This window comes from Fictibacillus sp. NRS-1165 (assembly GCF_050468105.1).
GTDB classification, from domain to species: Bacteria; Bacillota; Bacilli; order Bacillales; family Fictibacillaceae; genus Fictibacillus_C; species Fictibacillus_C terrinigri.
In genome coordinates this window covers 1-17,436 of the sequence record NZ_JBDPNU010000046.1, presented here as the reverse complement: position 1 = coordinate 17,436, position 17,436 = coordinate 1, and the positions used below count along the sequence as shown (strand labels likewise).

Sequence of the window (17,436 nt, the reverse complement as noted above, 5' to 3'; positions counted from 1 at the left end):
CTTTTGAAAAGTGTTTGGTTACAAGAAAACAAATGGGAAGACGTACAAAATTACTTAAAGGAAAAGCAGACGATTATTGTTCCATTCGGCAGTGTTGAGCAGCACGCCCGTCATCTGCCCATGGGGACCGATTCTTTTGTAGCGATCAAGGTCGCAGAAGATGCTGCAAAACAAACAGATACGCTTATCGCACCACCAAACTGGGTAGGCTGGGCTCCTCATCATATGGCCTATCCCGGTACCATTACCTTAAGACCAGAAACACTAACAAATCTGATGCTGGATGTTTGTGAAAGTTTAACTTATCATGGGTTTCAAAAAATCATTGTAATCAATGGCCACAGAGAGGCAAATCTTCCGCCATTAAAGATCGCGGCCACCAAACTGAGAAATAAAACAGGGGCTTTTATCTGTATCGTAGATCCGTTCTATTTTGCAGAATCCATAGGTAAAAAGATTAGAAAGTCAGAGCCAGGGGGAGTCGGCCATGCGGATGAAATGGAGACTTCACATATGATGCACCTTTTTCCGGAGCTTTGCAATATGGAAGCTGCGGTTAAAAACATTCATGAGAAGCATTCCTTCTTAAACCATGATCCGTTTATCGATGGGGATCGTATCTTCTTGCCGAGTGATGTAGCGACGTATCGCGAAAGTTCAAACCATATCGGGGTAGTTGGGGATCCCTCTGTCTCTACTGCAGAAAATGGGGAAATCTATCATAAAGAATTGATTGCCAATATGGTAGAGTTGATCGATTATTGTAACACTAAAGTGGAGGTAACCTTACGCAACCAGAAAGTTCCATTATAAGAAGATAAAAATGTTAAGGGGGAGTAGATCAAAACTGCTTTTGACCTACTCCCCTTTTTAATGGTGCCAGGCACCATTAAGGAAGAACTAACAATCCACTATATAACGTAAGGAGCAACGGGAATGATAGATTTACGCTATCCGATTGGATTATTTTCACTCGAACAAAACGTTACAGCTATTAAAATTGAAGAATGGATTCTGGATCTTGAGAAAGCGCCTAATCAGTTAAAAGAAGCGGTCCAAGATTTATCTGAAGAGCAATTGGATACACCTTATCGGCCAGGTGGCTGGACGATTCGCCAGGTTGTCCACCATCTGCCTGACAGCCATCTTAACAGCTATATCCGCTTTAAATTGGCGCTCACTAAAGAGAATCCCGTCATCAGGCCATACCATGAAGATTGTTGGGCAAGCTTCCGGATTCCAGGCTGCCTATTGACGTTTCCATCTCATTGCTTGAAGCGCTCCACGCAAGATGGACCGTACTGCTTAGATCGTTAACTTCAGCAGAACTTGAAAAAACGTTCACTCACCCTGATTCCGGTGTTGTGACGCTGGCTCAAAACATCGGTCTATATTCCTGGCACAGCCGCCATCATATCGCTCATATTACTTCACTTCGCCAGCGTTCCGGATGGTGAACGCAAAGAAAAGCCAATGGCCTCATTGGCTTTTCTTCTAGCAACTCACTCTTTCACAATACCGAATACAAAACCATCGTAGCCTTTGCTTCCGACTGTCTGCATAGCTGTTGCTTCAATTTTCGGTTCAGTGGACAACAGATCCAGCAATGCCCTCGATCCCTGAACACTGCTATCCTGGCTGTTTTCTTCCACTACTTTTCCGTTTCGTACGACATTATCACCGATGATCAGGGTACCCGGCTTTGAAAGTTGAAGTGCCCATTTCAAATAATGGGGATTGTTCGGCTTATCCGCATCAATGAAAATAAGGTCAAAGGATGAATATCCTTTCCCGATAAGCGTTGGCAAGGATTCGAGCGCAGGGCCTACGATTACTTCGATTTTTTCATCAAGCCCTGCTTTCCTGATATTTTCACGAGCGACCTTTGCATGTTTTTCACTGTATTCCAACGTAATAAGCTTTCCGTCTTCCGGCAGTGCACGCGCCATCCAAATGCTGCTGTATCCGCCCAGTGTTCCTATTTCTAGAATATGTTTTGCTCCTCGAAGTTTAGCCAATAAATAGAGGAACTTTCCTTGACTGGGCGAGACATCAATTGAAGGCAGGCCAGCCTCACTGTTCGCCTTCAAAATATAGTCCATATCCGGATCCGCTCCATGAAGCTTGGAGTTGAAATAGGCATCCACATTGTTCCACGTTTCTTCCATTTCTCTCTCTCCTTTTTTAACAGCTGGGGATTGTAACACCTTTATTTTCGACATGATTCCAGCTGGTCCTGTCTGTCATGAAAGCAAAAGAATACTGTTTTGTTCAGCCTTCTTAGTGTTGCCTCACCGCTTCAGCTCCTGATCTTAAAAACTCGTCGAGTACATTGAAATTTCGTTTCGGTTCTTCAACGCTGGGGGCATGGCCAGATTTCTCAAATACTACAAAATCAGCATGAGGAATCAGACGGGCTACTTCCTTTCCATCGTCTGGAGGATTCAAGCCGTCATATTTCCCGCTGATTACGAGAGTATCCGCAGTGATCTTATGTAAATCATCCCGAAAATCAAAATTCTCAAGCGCTTTGTTGGCCGCTTCCTGCTGTTGTGGAGTGAGCACAGGAACGTTAACTGCTTGCTGATGAGGATGTTTTCCCAAACGCCTTGGCAACGACCAGGATCAGCTTCTCTACGCGCTCCGGTACAGCAATCGCTACCCCTTGAGCAACATAGCTGCCCATAGAGGCGCCCAGAATATTCGCTTTTTTAATCTCCAGGTGATCCATTAAGCCGATTACATCCTGTACATGATCTTCCATCGTATATCGACGAATTTTTTCCGACTTGCCATGGCCTCTGGAATCGATGGCAATAATTCTAATTGTTCAATTTCCAGGCCGAACATCTGATGGTCCCCGCCAAGTCCATGCAACAAAATAAGGTGCCCGCTTTCATACTCTTCGTAATACAGGTGAATTCCGTTTACCTTAACTTTTGGCATCTCGCTTTCCCCGTTTTCGAGCTCCTTTTATTATCTTCCTCTTCGATTCATAACATTAAAATCTCCCGAATGTCTTCTTCGGTAAGAGAAGAGGATGATTTCTCCCCTGTACCTATAATTTCTCCAATCAGATCTTTCTTTCTCTCTTGAAGTTCGTTCATTTTTTCTTCGATCGTTCCTCGTGCAACCAGTTTGATGACCTGTACGGCATTCGCCTGGCCCATTCGATGGGCACGGTCAGCTGCTTGATCCTCGACAGCAGGATTCCACCATATATCATAAAGGATGACCGTATCGGCACCCGTCAAGTTAAGGCCCGTTCCCCCTGCTTTTAATGAAATAAGAAAAAAATCACGTTCTCCCGCATTGAATCGGTTGCATAATGCTACACGTTCCATGGAGGGAGTTTGTCCATCCAGATAGAAAAAAGGGAGCCCCTTGTTCGCCAATTCTCTTCCGACCAGCTCCAGCATCTTCGTAAATTGGGAAAAGATCAGTACTCTTCTGCCGGAAAGTTTGGATTCCTCAACAATCTCCATTAACTGTGTAAATTTCGCTGATGCCCCTTTGTAGCTATCGACGAATAACGCCGGGTGGCAGCAGATCTGGCGTAATCGCGTCAAACCGGCAAGGATTTTTATGCGATTCTTTCGCAGCGTATCTCTGTCCAAATGTTTCAGTGTGTCATTGCGGAGCTTCGCCAAATAGGCAGCATACAGTTTCTTCTGTTCTGGAAGCAGTTCCACGAATTCCAATGACTCCGTTTTTTCAGGAAGCTCCATGAGGACATCCTCTTTTAACCGTCTAAGCAAGAATGGAGATATCCGCCGATTGATGGTTTTTCGGGAAAGATGACTGAATTCCTTTAAGCCCCTTAACAACTCAGGAAAAACAACATGAAAGATCGACCATAATTCTTCCAGAGCATTCTCCACTGGCGTACCCGTAAGCGCGAAACGATGGTCTGCCCCAATCTTCTTCACTGCCCGTGCGGTTTGTGTCACTGGATTCTTGAATGCCTGTGCCTCATCAAAAAATACCGTGTGAAAGGCTAGTTTTTCATACCATCCTATATCCTTGCGCAGCAAGGGATATGAGGTGATGATCACATCGTGATCCAATATTTGCTTAAGGATGTCGAATCTCTCTGTTTTATCGCCATCTGCCACAACCGCTTGCAGATCTGGAGCAAATTTTTTTATTTCACTCAGCCAGTTGTACGTTAAAGAGGACGGGCAGACAATGAGGACCGGAGACTTCTTTGCACGAATATCCTGAAGCACCGATTCGATGAAAGTGATGCTTTGCAGCGTTTTTCCCAAACCCATATCATCAGCAAGGATACCGCCAAATCCGTATGTGGCAAGTGTTTTCATCCATTGGTATCCTTTTCTCTGATAATCTCTCAAGATCGGTTCCATGTCTCTAGGTACTTCGAACTCCAGGCTGTCCGGATTGCGAAGCTTTTCCAAGAATTGAAGGAATGATTTTTCCAATTCAAACATATGATCCTCAGCTGCATCCAGCATTTGCATCCCTTGAATGAACGGCAGTTCGAGGCCTTTTTCCAAATCATGATTTGGAACAGGCAAAGCATGCAGAAAACGCTGAATTTCTTCAAATTCACGCGTTTCTAATGAAAGAAGGGAGCCGTTTCTCAAACGATAATATTTCCTTTTCTCCTCAAGTGCCAAAAGAACATCTCGTATTTGTCCTTCAGGAATGCCATCGATCGCAAATTTGAACTCCAGCCAATTGGTCCTTTCTTTTTTGAGCTTTACTCTAATCTGCGGCCGTGCATTTTCCCTGAACATACGATTTCTCACAGCGGTTGTTGCATAGATTTGGACAAACTTTTGTAGTTTAGGAACGACATGATATAAAAACTCATACTCCAGCTCTTCATTATGCAAAAAATATCCGCCATCCGTCTTGGCAAATGAGCTTTTCTCCATAAGCTCGAGGATCAATTCCTCTTTCTCGACATCTCTGATCAGTTTTGAGTTCTCCTGATGAGCACGCCTTTCCAACGGATCAATGACGATATGATCATACTGAAACTCAAGCCCTGCAAGGAGCCGGTTTTTCACGCGATCCAAGTATAGCTTGGCCACTAACGGTATACTGGCAAACTGCTCCGTTATCGCACGGGACACTTGAACCAATCCGAGGCGTTTCAAGCCTGGAATGACTTTTTCTAAAAAAATTCCCATTTGCTTTTGAGAAATTGGTATGATATTCGTTCTTGATGCATCCAGCATTCGTTTCAGTTCTGAAAGTCGAGCGCAGTCATCACTTTTTAACGGAAACAATTTTCCACAAGACAGGACTGAGCGATAGGAAGGTAAGACAGCCATCTGACTTAGTCCTTCAATCTTCAACTGATAGTCCTTCTCCTTGGACTCTTCAAAATCGAACTGTAAATTCAGCGGTTCCTTCGATGTCTGAAACTGTTTATGCGTGCTGCCATACTCCATCTTTACGATTGGCGCTTTCTCAAGCAGAGGCAGAAGCCCTTCCCACGAAGAAGGATTAATAAATAAAAGGTCGTTATGGGTTAACTCGTTCGGTCGTTCTAACAGTTCGTCCATATACACCTGTTCATCATGCATGGTTTTTGTAAGGTGTCGAAGGACCTCATCGTTTTCTTTTTCAAAACAATGATGGATTGGTTCATAAGTGAATGAAAGGGAAAGCGGGGCAGCAGACCCTTTTTCCATCCGCTTAAGAAAATCCCGGATATGCTGAACCTTAACCGGACCGATTTTGACACTTATCGCTAACCCGGTTTGTCCTTTTCCGCTCTCAACAGGTTTGCAGGTAAATCCCACATCGAGCACCTGCCTTTTTTCGAAATGAAGCTGATGCTTGCTCGCTGGCTTCGGCTGATCATGAAAAAGGCTCAAAAAGTCTTCTGTCAGTTCTTGATCCCCCAGAGATCCCGCAAGATTCCCACCTGAAATCACAGGGTTCGTTCCGCGTTCCTGGTGATGATAAATCGTCAGCAATACCGCTGCTACGTGCTGGCAATCTTTTTGGAATGAAGCAAGGGTCGGGCAGCTGCACTCCGACCGAAAACTTCCATTCGGTTCACATTCAATGGTGACGTGAAAATCCTCTGTACCCGTAACTGTTGCTTTGCAATTGTCTGCACTGTAAAGATCGAAGTTCACTTTATCCGCTCGATAAAAAGAGTCTCCCTTTTTGAAGGAGACCGTACCGCACTTTTCTTTGATGATGCTTTGGTTGAGTTTGATATTCAAATGATCCGGCCCCCCTTCATAAGGATGTTTCGACTCTGCTAGTTTCATGATAGTAAAAATCCTCAAAATATGCGAGCACTTGATTCAATAGATGTTTTATGGTCAGTATTCTCACGGATAAGGTATAAATATTCCCCATAAACTCATGACAAAGGAACTTTAATAAAGATAGCCTAATAGATCAAGATCTCCTTCACTCCATTTGGTCATACCGACTTGCTTAATCATTAATTCTTCAAGATCTTCAGTACCTATACCTTTTGTAGCTTGGGTTTCATCATTAATCTGAAGCCATTTGCATTTATTTCTTACTGGTTGATACCCATTTCTTACATATAAGTTTATGTTATCGGCAAATAAGAGTAAAAAATCAATATTGCGTCCCTGAGAAAACCTATCAATTTCTAAAAGCAGCCTTGAGCCCACACCCTGTGACCGGGCGTTTCGCGAAACACACAAATCAATTACTCCGAGTATTTTTACGGCTTTTCCGTTTAAATTCATCACTCTGTAATCCAGCCCGACATGTCCTATGAGCTGATGTTCCTGGTTAAAGGCCAGAAATCTAAAATGCGGCAACTGCTTAAAATAAATCCTATCCGTCGGATACACCTCTGGAAAACTTTCAGTTAATAATTGTTGTATCTTCATCGAACGCTCATTACTAATGTCATATTCAAATACTTTATCTATTTTCAAGTTACCTCTCCCCTGTGAAAATTTTCGTAATAACATTCTACATCATCCTTATTCATACCTTCTACCAGTCTGCCGAAATGAAAAGACATGGATTTTCATCAAGAAATTCCATGTCTTCTAATCGATTGACTTTTACCTTTTTCCTTTAATCGTCAATCCATATCCAATCCGATATAATGGATTGCTCTTGTCATGTGTAATATTCTGGTCCATGTTCCGTGGCCAAGTATAGGATAGTTTTACTGAGAATGGGTGTTTTCCGAAGAGAACATTACGGAACAGGACCCGAACGGCGAAACCGTGGACAAATCATTTCGACTGGAAAGAATTATTAAATATAAATGTAGAGAGGAAGAGATAATCATCTCTTCCTCTTCTTATTCACGGCTGGAATATCAGTAACCTTAACCTATTCGTTTATTTTGTATCTATAGGTATTGGGAGGGATGATTTTCAACGGTCTCATCATATCATGGTCTTCATGCTCTAATCGATGACAGTGCCATACATAGTCTCCAGAAAACGGCTCAAACTTCATAATAATTCGAACGGTTTGTCCTGGACCTACAAGAACAGTATCTTTTAAACCGAAATCAGCTGGGATAGGGTCCAATAATCTTCCATTCTCATCGTAACGATCAAGGACACGGAAATTAACCAGATGTACATGAATAGGATGTATGCCAGGGGTTAAATTCACTAACTCCCATACTTCGACAGAATTAAGCAATGGTGTTTCTGTCACTGGATCATCCCATTTTTTATCGTCAAATAAAAGCATAAGACGTCCAAATTCATCATGTGAATCCTGCAGTGTTATGCGTCTTACTTTTCTTACTCTGTTTAATGGAATAGGGTCAATTCTAGTTAAGAGAGATGGCACTCTGCTTTGATCAGGGGAGGCTAAATTCTTAGTGACTTGGAATTCCATTACCTCACCGGTGGGATTTTCTAATTCGAATCCATCTTGCAAAACTACTTTTTGCCCCGCTGACTCTGAGAAATCAACGACGATGTCAATTCGTTCCGCAGGTGAAACATCCAAACTGTTTACTTTAATTGGCCGTTCGAAAAGGCCTCCATCAGTTCCGATTAAAAAGAAAGAACTGAGGTTGCTTAATTGGAACTTGTATGTTCGAGTATTGGACGCATTTACTAAACGAAATCTGTATTTGCGGGGCTCTACTTTTAAGAATGGCCATACTTTCCCGTTGACTGAAATGGTATTCCCTAAAAACGAAGGAACTATAGAAGGATACGGTAAATTTGGGGATGGATCGTCTGGCTGGGCAGGATAAAAGAGCGAACCGTCTGGATTAAATGATCGATCCTGTACGATAAGCGGTATTTCGTATTTACCCTTTGGAAGCGGCAGGGACCTTTCTTGTTCATCGCGAATGAAGTAAAGACCCGCAAGACCTGCATACACATTCAGACGGGTAATCCCAAGTGCATGGTCATGATACCATAGGGCAGTTGCACGTTCTCGATTCGTATAATGATAAATCTCTTTTACGAAACTAGGACCTGTTTGTTTAAAGTTTCTCGTAAACCATGCTTCGGGATGACCATCGCTAGCTGGTTCACTGGGGCTTCCGTGCAGGTGCACCATCGTTCGTACTTCGGGATTGTGATGGGCTCCGTGAATGGTTTTATCGACTGGCAAGAAATGTTTTGCTGGTAAATTGTTTGTCCATCTCACATATACAGGTTGATTTTTTTCCACATTAAACGTTGGACCTGGTACTAACCCATTATAGCCCCATACTTTCGTTTTAGGTAAATCTCTATGAAACTTGTGAAGGGTTTCAAGCATACGTACATTATAAAGCGGCTTTCCTTGATAGGTTACATTTGGTTTGATGATGGAGGGAATCGGAAGGGAGTTAACAAATTTTTCTAGTTCCAAACATTTTTTTCTCCTTTTAAAAAGATTTTGTCTTTTCTATTATCATGCTTATCTAATGAATATTGCTTGTTTACATGTCCCATATCAGTCTTGAAATATTAAATGAATATGAATATCGTTTCTAGTTATCAGCCGTCATTCGGGAAGAATGCTCAATCATATTGACAATGGAAGCCGGGTGAGAAAAAGTGTTTAAAAAGCACCATTATAAGGGATGAATCTAGGAGGCCGTTGGAATGAATACAAGCGTCTTGATCGTTGGAGCAGGGCCCACAGGCCTTGTCCTCGCGCTTCAGCTCAAAACATACGGAATACCGTTCCGGATTATCGAAAAACATTCGGGGCCGGGGAAGGCTTCCCGGGCATTGGTCGTACATGCACGAATTCTTGAATTTTATCGTCAGCTTGGTATTGCCGATGAGGTGGTGAGCCTCGGCATCCCGTTAAAATCGGTTCACCTTCGTGAAGGATTGAAAGAAAAAGCGGAATTTAAATTCAGTGATCTTGGCAAGGACATCAGCCCCTATCCATTCGCGCTAAGCCTACCTCAGGATGTCCATGAAGAATTTCTGGTGGATCAGCTTAACCAGTCTGGCATCGGGGTTGAGTGGAACACAGAACTGATCTCGTTTTCGGAGCATGAGAAAGGGGTACGCGTCATTATCAAAAAAGGCGGGCAGGAAGAAGCCGTTAACGTTGACTACTTGTGTGGCTGTGACGGAGCACACAGCACCGTTCGCCATGGACTAAACTTCGACTTTCCCGGCGGTACCTACGACCAGCTCTTTTATGTGGCAGATTTGGAATCAACGGAAGACGAAGTGATGGACCGATCGCTGAAAGCTCATTTTAATGATCAAGGTTTTTGCTTGTTCATGCCGGTCCGAACAACTGGAATGATTCGGCTGATCGGCATCATCCCGCGTGAGCTGGAACAGAGATCTGACATCACATTTGAGGAAATTCAGCCTTATGCTGAGCAGCAAACAGGCCTGACCATCAAAAAGGTCAACTGGTTCTCCACTTATCATGTTCATCACCGAGTCAGCGAACATTTCAGAAAGGGAAGATGCTTCATTGCGGGTGACGCCGGCCATATTCACAGTCCAGCCGGCGGCCAGGGAATGAACACCGGGATCGGAGATGCGGTTAACTTATCATGGAAGCTTGCTGCAGTCCTTCATCATAAAGCAGATTCCTCAGTCCTTGATACCTATGAGACCGAACGGATTGCCTTCGCGCGCACATTGGTCTCCACTACTGACCGCGCCTTCCAGACTATAGTCGGGCGCAATGCCCGGAACCGGCTCATCCGTAATGTACTGATCCCGTATGCCGCTCCTCTTCTGCTCGGTTTTGCAGCTGCTCGCAGAGTCCTTTTTAACACTCTTTCTCAGACACGGATCGAATACAGGGACAGCGAGTTAAGCACAGGCATTGCTGGAAAGATCCGTGGCGGTGACCGCTTGCCCTGGGTGCAAATGGAGAATGGCAATAATTTTGATGTTTTAAAAAGTATGGATTGGCAGCTTCACATATATGGGAGGATTCAAGACAGAATTAGAGAGTTTGTTGGCACAGAAGGGTTTTCTGCCCATTCCTTCCCATGGCATCACTCCATGGATGATGCAGGACTCAAAAACAATTCACTCTACCTCATTCGTCCGGATGGGTATGTTGCTTATGCTGATGAGGAACAAAACGTTGAGAAATTGAAGCACTTTATCGAGAAGTTTAACCTCTCCCCTTTTAAATCAGCCAAATAGCGAAAACGTAAAGGGAGCCGTGCCGGTGAATACGAATGGAGATTGTGGATATCACAATTTTTTGTTTTCAGAAAACCAGCTTTCAGGTGTCATTGATCCTCAGCCTTTCATTGGACATACGATCCATTGTGTTTGCTTTTTGCTCTATCCTGACCATGTGGAAGTACGATGATCAAGCACTCTCTGAGGAAGTGCTGCTCAGACTATTTCCACGTCTGTCCAGAAGCGCCAAGCACCATCCTGAAGACCTTCCGGAATATAGAGAGGCCTGGGATAGGTGGAAGACTCAAATCAAATAAAAAAAGAGGACACCCAAGTCCTCTTTCTTTTACTTCACATCCTTCTTCATTACATGCCAAAACTGTTTTGCAATAGCTTTGTATCCTTTAACATTCAGATGGTTATCTTCAGGATTCGGCACATATTTTTCGAAATGGGGATCAATTTTTCCTCCTGTTGGAACATACAAATCTCCGTTGGACCCTGCCTTCTCTTCAATCGCGGAATTTAGTGCATCGTTTAACGGCACCAAGAAATTTTGGCTTTCCTTGTCATAATAAGAAAATGGATTGTAATACCCCATCACATATACATGCACATCCGCATTCAACAGATCAATTTTTTCCAGGATGGTTTGCAGGTTGGCCTTAGCCGCTTCAATACCTTCCCAAGCATTTCTCGGATCAGTCATTAGTTTACGGAAGAGATCATTGGCTCCAATATTGATGGTAATATGGGTCGCTCCACGAATTTCCTTTATAACTTCAGGGTTAGCAAGAACATCATTTTTTAATTGTTCAGAAGTATATCCTGGCACCCCGAAATTATCATAATCTTTAAGACTGACATTTGATCGTTTGAAATAGCTGCTTATAAAATCCGGATAGCTCTTGTCAATGTCACCATAAGGGGTCATTCCTGCGGCTATCGAGTCTCCTAAAGCGACATACTCCACATTTTTTTGGCCTTCCTGATGGTCGGCATAGGCGGTCAACGGGGCAAAAGAGAACAGCGTACTCGCCGCCAGCAATGCGGCAAAAGATTTTTTCATCATAATCCTCTCCTCTTTAATGGTTACCCATTCTATATGACGCGTTGAAAATGGAAGCAGCCCGAAGATCTGTTGTTCTTCCTCCAATGAATCAGGCCTTGGAACTTTAGAACAGGTTCGTTGGACACATTCTCTCCTTTCAGATTTTTTTCCTTTAAAGATACGACTAAAGTCCTCCTCTAAATTAGTTTTACCATGATTTTATGTCTGTGATGACCGGAGAACTCATGTAGTATTACTTTAACCCCGCTCTCTTGAACAGGGGTTTTAATTTTTTTATAACTTGAAATGCGTTGTAAAAGAATATAAAAATGGGTTTGACATTGACGCAGCGTCAAGGTGTACATTTAGGAGGTCAGGAGGTGATCACATGGAATATACGGTGCAAAAGTTAGGAAAGCTGGCCGGAATCAGTACGAGGACCTTAAGGTATTATGACGAGATTGGCATCCTTAAGCCGGCAAGGATCAATTCGTCAGGCTACCGGATTTATGGCCAGTCCGAAGTCAACTGTCTGCAGCAAATTTTATTCTACCGGGAGCTAGGGCTCAGTCTGGAAAAGATTAAAGAGATCATGAGTGATCCTTCCTTCAATGGGACCGAAGCTCTTATCAAACACCGTGAGAAGCTTCTTGACAAGAAAAAGCAATTGGAACTTCTTATTGAGAACGTGGAAAAAACAATTGCTTCATCTGAAGGGAGAATGACGATGACGGATCAAGAAAAATTTGAAGGCTTTAAACAAAAGCTCATTGATGATAACGAAAAACAATACGGGAAAGAGATTCGTGAAAAATACGGGGACGAGACGGTTAATCTATCCAATAAACAACTGAAAAATATAACGCAGGAACAGTATGAGGAGGTTACACGGCTAGGGGATGAATTGAAGGCCGCTTTGTCAGAGGCTTTTAAAACCGGAGACCCTGCAGGAGAACTGGCTCAAAAAACAGCCGACCTTCATAAGCAATGGCTCTGCTTTCACTGGAGTGAATACAATAAAGAATCACATGCGGGTCTGGCGCAAATGTATGTTGACGATGACCGCTTCAAACAGCACTATGACAAAGACCAGCCAGGAACAGCCGAGTTCTTAAGGGATGCGATTCAAATTTATACTGGAACAAAGTTATAAAAAAAAAGTACCCCATTATGCATCACATGGGGTACTTTTATCGTCTTAGCGCGTTGATTCTTCCCGGTCTCTGCGTCTAAGTCCTAGAAGCCCCACTAAACCAAGAAGTCCGATCCATTCCCAGTTAGAATCATTATCGTTGTTATCGTTAGCCGTAGTGACATTTCGAGTAGCTGGAGTGCGATCGTTATAATTATCGTTCGTAATATCGTTTGTCATATTTGTGCCACGGTCAATCCTGTCCGTACCACGTTCTGCAGAGGCTGGCATGGAAAAGGTGAAAATAGAAATAGCCATTGCACATACAAAAGCTGTGATTTTATTCATTATGGTATCCCTCCCTTCCAACCCTTATCATTTCCCTAAACGTAAAGCTGTATCCTGAAGTATAATTTTTACCTTTTGTTTTAGACATTTCCACGGATATCCGGGCGTTGTTTAGAGATTCTATACATTGTGGCCAATTGACCAAAAGAGAGGTGGTCCACAATGAATAAAACCAATTTAATACAAATGGGGAGGACGATTATGGGAATCTTAAGCGGAAATCCACAAAGTGAGCCAATGCATTATGGGGAAGTCTTTGGCATGTGGAGTTACCTCGCCGGAAACAAGGGCTATGTCGCAGGATATGAAACGTTAATCAATCATACTGGAGACGGGGACTTAAAAAAATTCCTGGAAGATTCTGTTCAAGCCATGAAACAAGAAATAGAACAGGTCGAAAAGGTGCTAAAAGCCAATGGAATTGGTTTACCGCCAGCCCCCCCCGAACGTCCAACAGCTTCTTTAGGAAGCATTCCTGCAGGAGCCCGCTTTAACGATGCTGAAATTGCAGCATCTGTTGCAAAAGATGGAGCAGCAGGATTAGTTGCTTGCAGCCAAATTATGGGGCAATCCATCCGGGAAGATATCGGAGCCATGTTTGGACAGTTCCACATGAACAAAGCTCAGTTCGGTGTACGTCTATTGCGCATGATGAAAGAAAAGGGATGGTTGGTTCCTCCTCCCCTTCACCTTGAAATGCCCGAGGCTGCTCACGCGTAGCACCTAATGAAAGTGAGAGGTGCCAGAACCGAATCAAAAGTCGGTCACTGGCACCTTTTTTGTCACCGTTTTCACGGATTTATACCATTGTTGACAAAAAACAAGGATCAGAACAAGATCGATCATGTCTCCCCCATAGTACATCAGCATGCCTCCAATTTCTGCCTCCTCCCTTGAAACACCAGGCGGAGGATAGGCATAAAGGAATTTCGAAAGAATTCCATGGCCGGCAAGTGCGGCTACAAACACAACGGCACGATACATATAACTGTACCGGTGGAAAACAGGATCAATGTAGATCATGGATAAAGTAAAAATGAGTCCAGCCAGAAAGATGTGCAGATGGACAAGAACAAACAACCACTGATACTCATGCATCAAAGGATACAAATCCGTTGAATAAAGAACCCATAGCCCGCCGATGTTGAGGACAGACGCAATAAGCGGATGTGTGGCCAAGCGAAACGGCCAAAGCTTCAGAATGAATGATAATTTTCTTGCATAGATCACAGGGAGTGTCCGAAACACAAGCGTAATGGGTGCCCCAAGAACAAGCAGCAGCGGAGCAAGCATGCCGAGCAGCAGATGATTGGCCATATGGAATATAAAATGATGTTGGGCATACACGGCGAGTGGACCAATGTGCGGTGCAGCTCCACATCCTATTCCTGCACACCATAATAAGTAACGGTGAAGCGGCCATGATCTTAGATGTTTCCACCGGCTTGTCGTCACCCCGGCCATTATGTTTTAAATGATAAGCAGCAAAGCAATGGACAACAGCATGTAATGTGAGACACTCCAATATTTATGATTCATTTCTGCGTGGTTCATTGGAAACGTCCTTTCTGCCGAATCGTCCCTTTCCCTGTCGCCGAAATGATTGCCGTTCCGATCCCAATCATGGCCAATGCGAAGATGTTCCAGATCATGTCATAGTAAAACACGTTATCCACATAGCGAATTTGGTGGAGGAGCATGAGCTTATGCTGGATGATCCCGTCATACAACTGAAACACCCCCGCTCCTAACAGTACGCCTCCCCACCACCGCTTAACATGCCATGCCTCGCGTCTTTTTAAATCAGCCAACATAAAAAGTGCTCCGATCGTGGAAAACCAGCTGAACGCGTGAAAAAGTCCATCTGAAACCAGACCAATCTCAAGGGTAGACTTATCGTAAAAATGATGCCAATGAAGCAGTTGATGGAAGACCGTTTCGTCAATAAATGCGATCAATCCTATCCCGAACAGCAGGCCAGACCAAAGACTGCGTCTTAAATAAATCCCGGACACTTTATGGTTTCCGCTCTTATCTGCCATTTTAGCCCCTCTTCTTGCATTTTTCCGTATCCAACTTTAATAATGCCGTCTTTGACATCGTGGGAGGATTCAAGAGTCTGACGGAATATAAAGAAGACCCCATCGTTACGCTCACGGTTGCGACTCTTGTTATCCTTGGAGGGATTGGGTTTATTGTTGTCGGTGATCTCATTGAGCATCGAAAAAAACTAAAAAATATTTCGTTACATACCAAGGTCGTCCTTTCCACCACCGCTATCCTGATTGTGGCCGGCACTATTCTTGTCTTCCTGCTGGAGATGCAGAACAGCAGGACTCTTGAGCCTCTCTCTCCGGCAGGCAAGTGGCTCGCATCCTTGTAACCCCACGGACAGCGGGATCCAATACCTTAAACATTCCGGATTTGACTCATCCTACTCTCCTGCTCACCATTATCCTTATGTTTATCGGGGCTTCACCGGGGTCGACCGGAGGCGGGATTAAGACGACGTTTCGTGACCCTGTTTGGGGCCGCCTGGTCTCAAATTAAAGGAAAAGAGGATGTGGTGTTCTTTAAACAGCGGATTATTCCGACCATGATTTATAAGGCATTGACCGTTATCTTAAGTGCATTGATTCTTGTCATCGCCCTTACGATGCTCTTATCGGTCACAGAACATGAAAATGACTTTTTAAAAATCTTGTTTGAAGCCGTATCCGCATTCGGAACCGTAGGGCTGTCCATGGGACTTACACCGGACCTTTCTTCATTTGGCAAAATCATTATTGCTCTCACGATGTTTATCGGAAGGCTAGGACCGCTCACGGTAGCCATCGCTCTGGCCAAACGGAATGAAAGGGAACTCTATCGCTATCCAAAAGGAAAATATATGATCGGCTAACATTGAAAGAGAGGGAAAAGCACATGAAAAAACAGTATGCCGTTATTGGACTTGGACGGTTTGGCTCACATTTAGCGAGAGCACTATATGAGGAAGAAAACGAGGTTATCGGCATTGATATAAGAGAAGATAAGGTGGAAGATCTACAGAATGACTTGAGCCAGGCATTTATCGCTGACAGTACAGATGAAGACAGCATGAAGAGCCTCGGTCTCCGTAACTTTGATGTAGTGATCGTTGCGATCGGGGATGACATGGAGGCGAGCATTTTAACGGTCGTTCTGCTAAAGAATTAGGTGTGCCCTATATTGTCGCCAAAGCACTCAGTAAACGGCACGGGCTGGTACTGACCAAAATCGGCGCTGACCAAGTGGTTTTCCCTGAACGGGATATGGGGCTCCGGCTGGCTCAAAACCTCATGCACCCGAACATCATCGATCATCTCAGATTATCGGACGATTACAGTATAGAAGAAATTAAGGTTCCTTCAGACTTGGTCAGACATACCATTCAAGCATTGGACATCAGAGCTAAGTATCAGCTGAATGTCATCGCCATCCGCCATACGGATGAAGAGGTGTCGATTGCTCCGGGTCCTGATTATTCTTTAAAAAACGGAGACCTGCTCGTCATCATCGGCAAGAACAAGGATTTAAATGAGTTATCTCAAAAGTTGAAAGAATGACAGAAGCCGTCCCAAAAAAGGACGGCTTTTTTAATCGCACTTCATTTTTATTTTATATGACAATAGATGTCATATTTGTTTGCTACGCTGATCATACGGAAATGTTCCTATCATTCAGTATAAAGGAGAGGGTAACGATGGAAATACAAGCAAAAACGAGAAACTTGGTATTTTACGGTGCGACCAGTGTGGATGGCTACATTGCACGAGACGATCATTCATTGGATTGGCTAATAGGTACAGAAGGAGAAGAAGAAGCTGGTTATGCTGAATTTTATGAAACTGTGGATACGATTTTAATGGGCAGAAAAACGTATGAACAAGTGTTACTTCTTTCACCCAAGGAATTCCTTTATAAAGGGAAGGAATGCTATGTTTTTTCTCATACAATGACCGGCTTTAACGAGTGTGTAAATTTCATCAATGAGGATATTGTAAGCTTCACGAAGGCTTTAAAGAAACAAGAGGGCAACCGGATATGGATTGTAGGCGGGGGCGAAGTGCTGTTCCCTCTTCTTCAGGAGAAACTTGTTGATGAGTTTTTTATTCAGATTGCTCCAACCATTATTGGTCAGGGAATCCCTTTATTATTGCCTGGGAACCACGAGCATAAACTGGAGCTTTTGGATGTTCGCCGCTACAAACAATTGGCTGAGCTGCATTATGTGTCCAGATGAATATCTTTTAATAAAAAAAAACCACAGGGCTTGATCTGAACCCAAAAAGTTAGACAAAAATATTAGGCGGCTTCTT

General features: G+C 43.6%; 17 protein-coding genes and 3 pseudogenes. 9 read left to right on the top strand and 11 right to left on the bottom strand.

Annotation, left to right across the window (positions count from 1 at the left end; all coding sequences use genetic code 11):
* Positions 1 to 3: 3 nt before the first annotated feature.
* Together ABHN01_RS19615 and ABHN01_RS19610 are read left to right on the top strand one after the other, a co-directional pair.
* Positions 4 to 813 (top strand): creatininase family protein, encoded by an 810-nt coding sequence (locus ABHN01_RS19615; RefSeq protein ID WP_290400218.1) that lies wholly within the window; start codon positions 4 to 6, stop codon positions 811 to 813.
* Between the two features lie 123 nt (positions 814 to 936).
* Positions 937 to 1,457 (top strand): annotated as a pseudogene (locus tag ABHN01_RS19610) (YfiT family bacillithiol transferase).
* A gap of 45 nt (positions 1,458 to 1,502) precedes the next feature.
* On the opposite strand, the gene ABHN01_RS19605 reads toward ABHN01_RS19610, so the two are convergent.
* The 7 genes from ABHN01_RS19605 to ABHN01_RS19575 form a co-directional block, all read right to left on the bottom strand.
* The gene (locus ABHN01_RS19605; RefSeq protein WP_429876915.1) at positions 1,503 to 2,168 is read right to left on the bottom strand and encodes an O-methyltransferase; all 666 of its coding nucleotides are present in this window, start codon (positions 2,166 to 2,168) and stop codon (positions 1,503 to 1,505) included.
* A gap of 112 nt (positions 2,169 to 2,280) precedes the next feature.
* Complete coding sequence (locus ABHN01_RS19600; protein ID WP_429876976.1) at positions 2,281 to 2,565, bottom strand: alpha/beta fold hydrolase; 285 nt, start codon at positions 2,563 to 2,565, stop codon at positions 2,281 to 2,283.
* A 7-nt stretch (positions 2,566 to 2,572) separates the two neighbouring features.
* Complete coding sequence (locus ABHN01_RS19595) at positions 2,573 to 2,764, bottom strand: alpha/beta fold hydrolase (RefSeq protein ID WP_429876914.1); 192 nt, start codon at positions 2,762 to 2,764, stop codon at positions 2,573 to 2,575.
* Positions 2,740 to 2,946: an alpha/beta fold hydrolase gene (locus tag ABHN01_RS19590; RefSeq protein WP_429876913.1), complete on the bottom strand. Its 207-nt coding sequence runs from the start codon at positions 2,944 to 2,946 to the stop codon at positions 2,740 to 2,742. Before ABHN01_RS19590 ends, ABHN01_RS19595 begins: the two co-directional genes overlap by 25 nt.
* A 47-nt stretch (positions 2,947 to 2,993) precedes the next feature.
* On the bottom strand, positions 2,994 to 6,257 hold the full coding sequence (locus ABHN01_RS19585) for an SNF2 helicase associated domain-containing protein (RefSeq protein WP_429876912.1): 3,264 nt from the start codon (positions 6,255 to 6,257) through the stop codon (positions 2,994 to 2,996).
* 111 nt (positions 6,258 to 6,368) lie between these two features.
* Positions 6,369 to 6,908 carry a GNAT family N-acetyltransferase gene (locus tag ABHN01_RS19580; RefSeq protein ID WP_429876911.1) on the bottom strand — a complete coding sequence of 180 codons (540 nt, stop codon included), beginning with the start codon at positions 6,906 to 6,908 and terminating at the stop codon, positions 6,369 to 6,371.
* Positions 6,909 to 7,317: 409 nt separating this feature from the next.
* On the bottom strand, positions 7,318 to 8,817 hold the full coding sequence (locus tag ABHN01_RS19575) for a multicopper oxidase family protein (RefSeq protein ID WP_429876910.1): 1,500 nt from the start codon (positions 8,815 to 8,817) through the stop codon (positions 7,318 to 7,320).
* A gap of 236 nt (positions 8,818 to 9,053) precedes the next feature.
* Here ABHN01_RS19575 and ABHN01_RS19570 point away from each other — a divergent pair, with 236 nt between their 5' ends.
* The gene (locus ABHN01_RS19570; RefSeq protein ID WP_429876909.1) at positions 9,054 to 10,583 is read left to right on the top strand and encodes an FAD-dependent monooxygenase; all 1,530 of its coding nucleotides are present in this window, start codon (positions 9,054 to 9,056) and stop codon (positions 10,581 to 10,583) included.
* 35 nt (positions 10,584 to 10,618) lie between these two features.
* Positions 10,619 to 10,882 carry a hypothetical protein gene (locus ABHN01_RS19565; protein ID WP_429876908.1) on the top strand — a complete coding sequence of 88 codons (264 nt, stop codon included), beginning with the start codon at positions 10,619 to 10,621 and terminating at the stop codon, positions 10,880 to 10,882.
* A gap of 29 nt (positions 10,883 to 10,911) precedes the next feature.
* On the opposite strand, the gene ABHN01_RS19560 is transcribed toward ABHN01_RS19565, so the two are convergent.
* Positions 10,912 to 11,634 (bottom strand): SGNH/GDSL hydrolase family protein, encoded by a 723-nt coding sequence (locus tag ABHN01_RS19560; protein WP_429876907.1) that lies wholly within the window; start codon positions 11,632 to 11,634, stop codon positions 10,912 to 10,914.
* 370 nt (positions 11,635 to 12,004) lie between these two features.
* Here ABHN01_RS19560 and ABHN01_RS19555 point away from each other — a divergent pair, with 370 nt between their 5' ends.
* Entirely contained in the window at positions 12,005 to 12,769 is a 765-nt protein-coding gene (locus tag ABHN01_RS19555; RefSeq protein ID WP_429876906.1) for a MerR family transcriptional regulator, read from the top strand.
* A gap of 45 nt (positions 12,770 to 12,814) precedes the next feature.
* Here ABHN01_RS19555 and ABHN01_RS19550 read toward each other — a convergent pair whose 3' ends face one another.
* Positions 12,815 to 13,096 (bottom strand): WGxxGxxG family protein, encoded by a 282-nt coding sequence (locus ABHN01_RS19550; RefSeq protein ID WP_429876905.1) that lies wholly within the window; start codon positions 13,094 to 13,096, stop codon positions 12,815 to 12,817.
* A gap of 201 nt (positions 13,097 to 13,297) precedes the next feature.
* Here ABHN01_RS19550 and ABHN01_RS19545 point away from each other — a divergent pair, with 201 nt between their 5' ends.
* Positions 13,298 to 13,816 (top strand): DUF3231 family protein, encoded by a 519-nt coding sequence (locus ABHN01_RS19545; protein ID WP_429876975.1) that lies wholly within the window; start codon positions 13,298 to 13,300, stop codon positions 13,814 to 13,816.
* A gap of 33 nt (positions 13,817 to 13,849) precedes the next feature.
* On the opposite strand, the gene ABHN01_RS19540 is transcribed toward ABHN01_RS19545, so the two are convergent.
* A complete protein-coding gene (locus tag ABHN01_RS19540; protein WP_429876904.1) occupies positions 13,850 to 14,560 on the bottom strand; it encodes a cytochrome c oxidase assembly protein in 711 nt (236 codons plus the stop codon).
* Positions 14,561 to 14,646: 86 nt separating this feature from the next.
* A complete protein-coding gene (locus ABHN01_RS19535; protein ID WP_429876903.1) occupies positions 14,647 to 15,138 on the bottom strand; it encodes a DUF2243 domain-containing protein in 492 nt (163 codons plus the stop codon).
* Between the two features lie 11 nt (positions 15,139 to 15,149).
* On the opposite strand from ABHN01_RS19535, the pseudogene ABHN01_RS19530 reads away from it, so the two are divergent.
* From ABHN01_RS19530 to ABHN01_RS19520, 3 genes and pseudogenes are all read left to right on the top strand, one after another.
* Positions 15,150 to 15,998: pseudogene (locus ABHN01_RS19530) on the top strand (TrkH family potassium uptake protein); the annotation flags it as partial.
* 23 nt (positions 15,999 to 16,021) lie between these two features.
* Positions 16,022 to 16,683, top strand: a pseudogene (locus ABHN01_RS19525) (potassium channel family protein).
* A gap of 137 nt (positions 16,684 to 16,820) precedes the next feature.
* Complete coding sequence (locus ABHN01_RS19520) at positions 16,821 to 17,360, top strand: dihydrofolate reductase family protein (protein ID WP_429876902.1); 540 nt, start codon at positions 16,821 to 16,823, stop codon at positions 17,358 to 17,360.
* Positions 17,361 to 17,436: the final 76 nt, after the last annotated feature.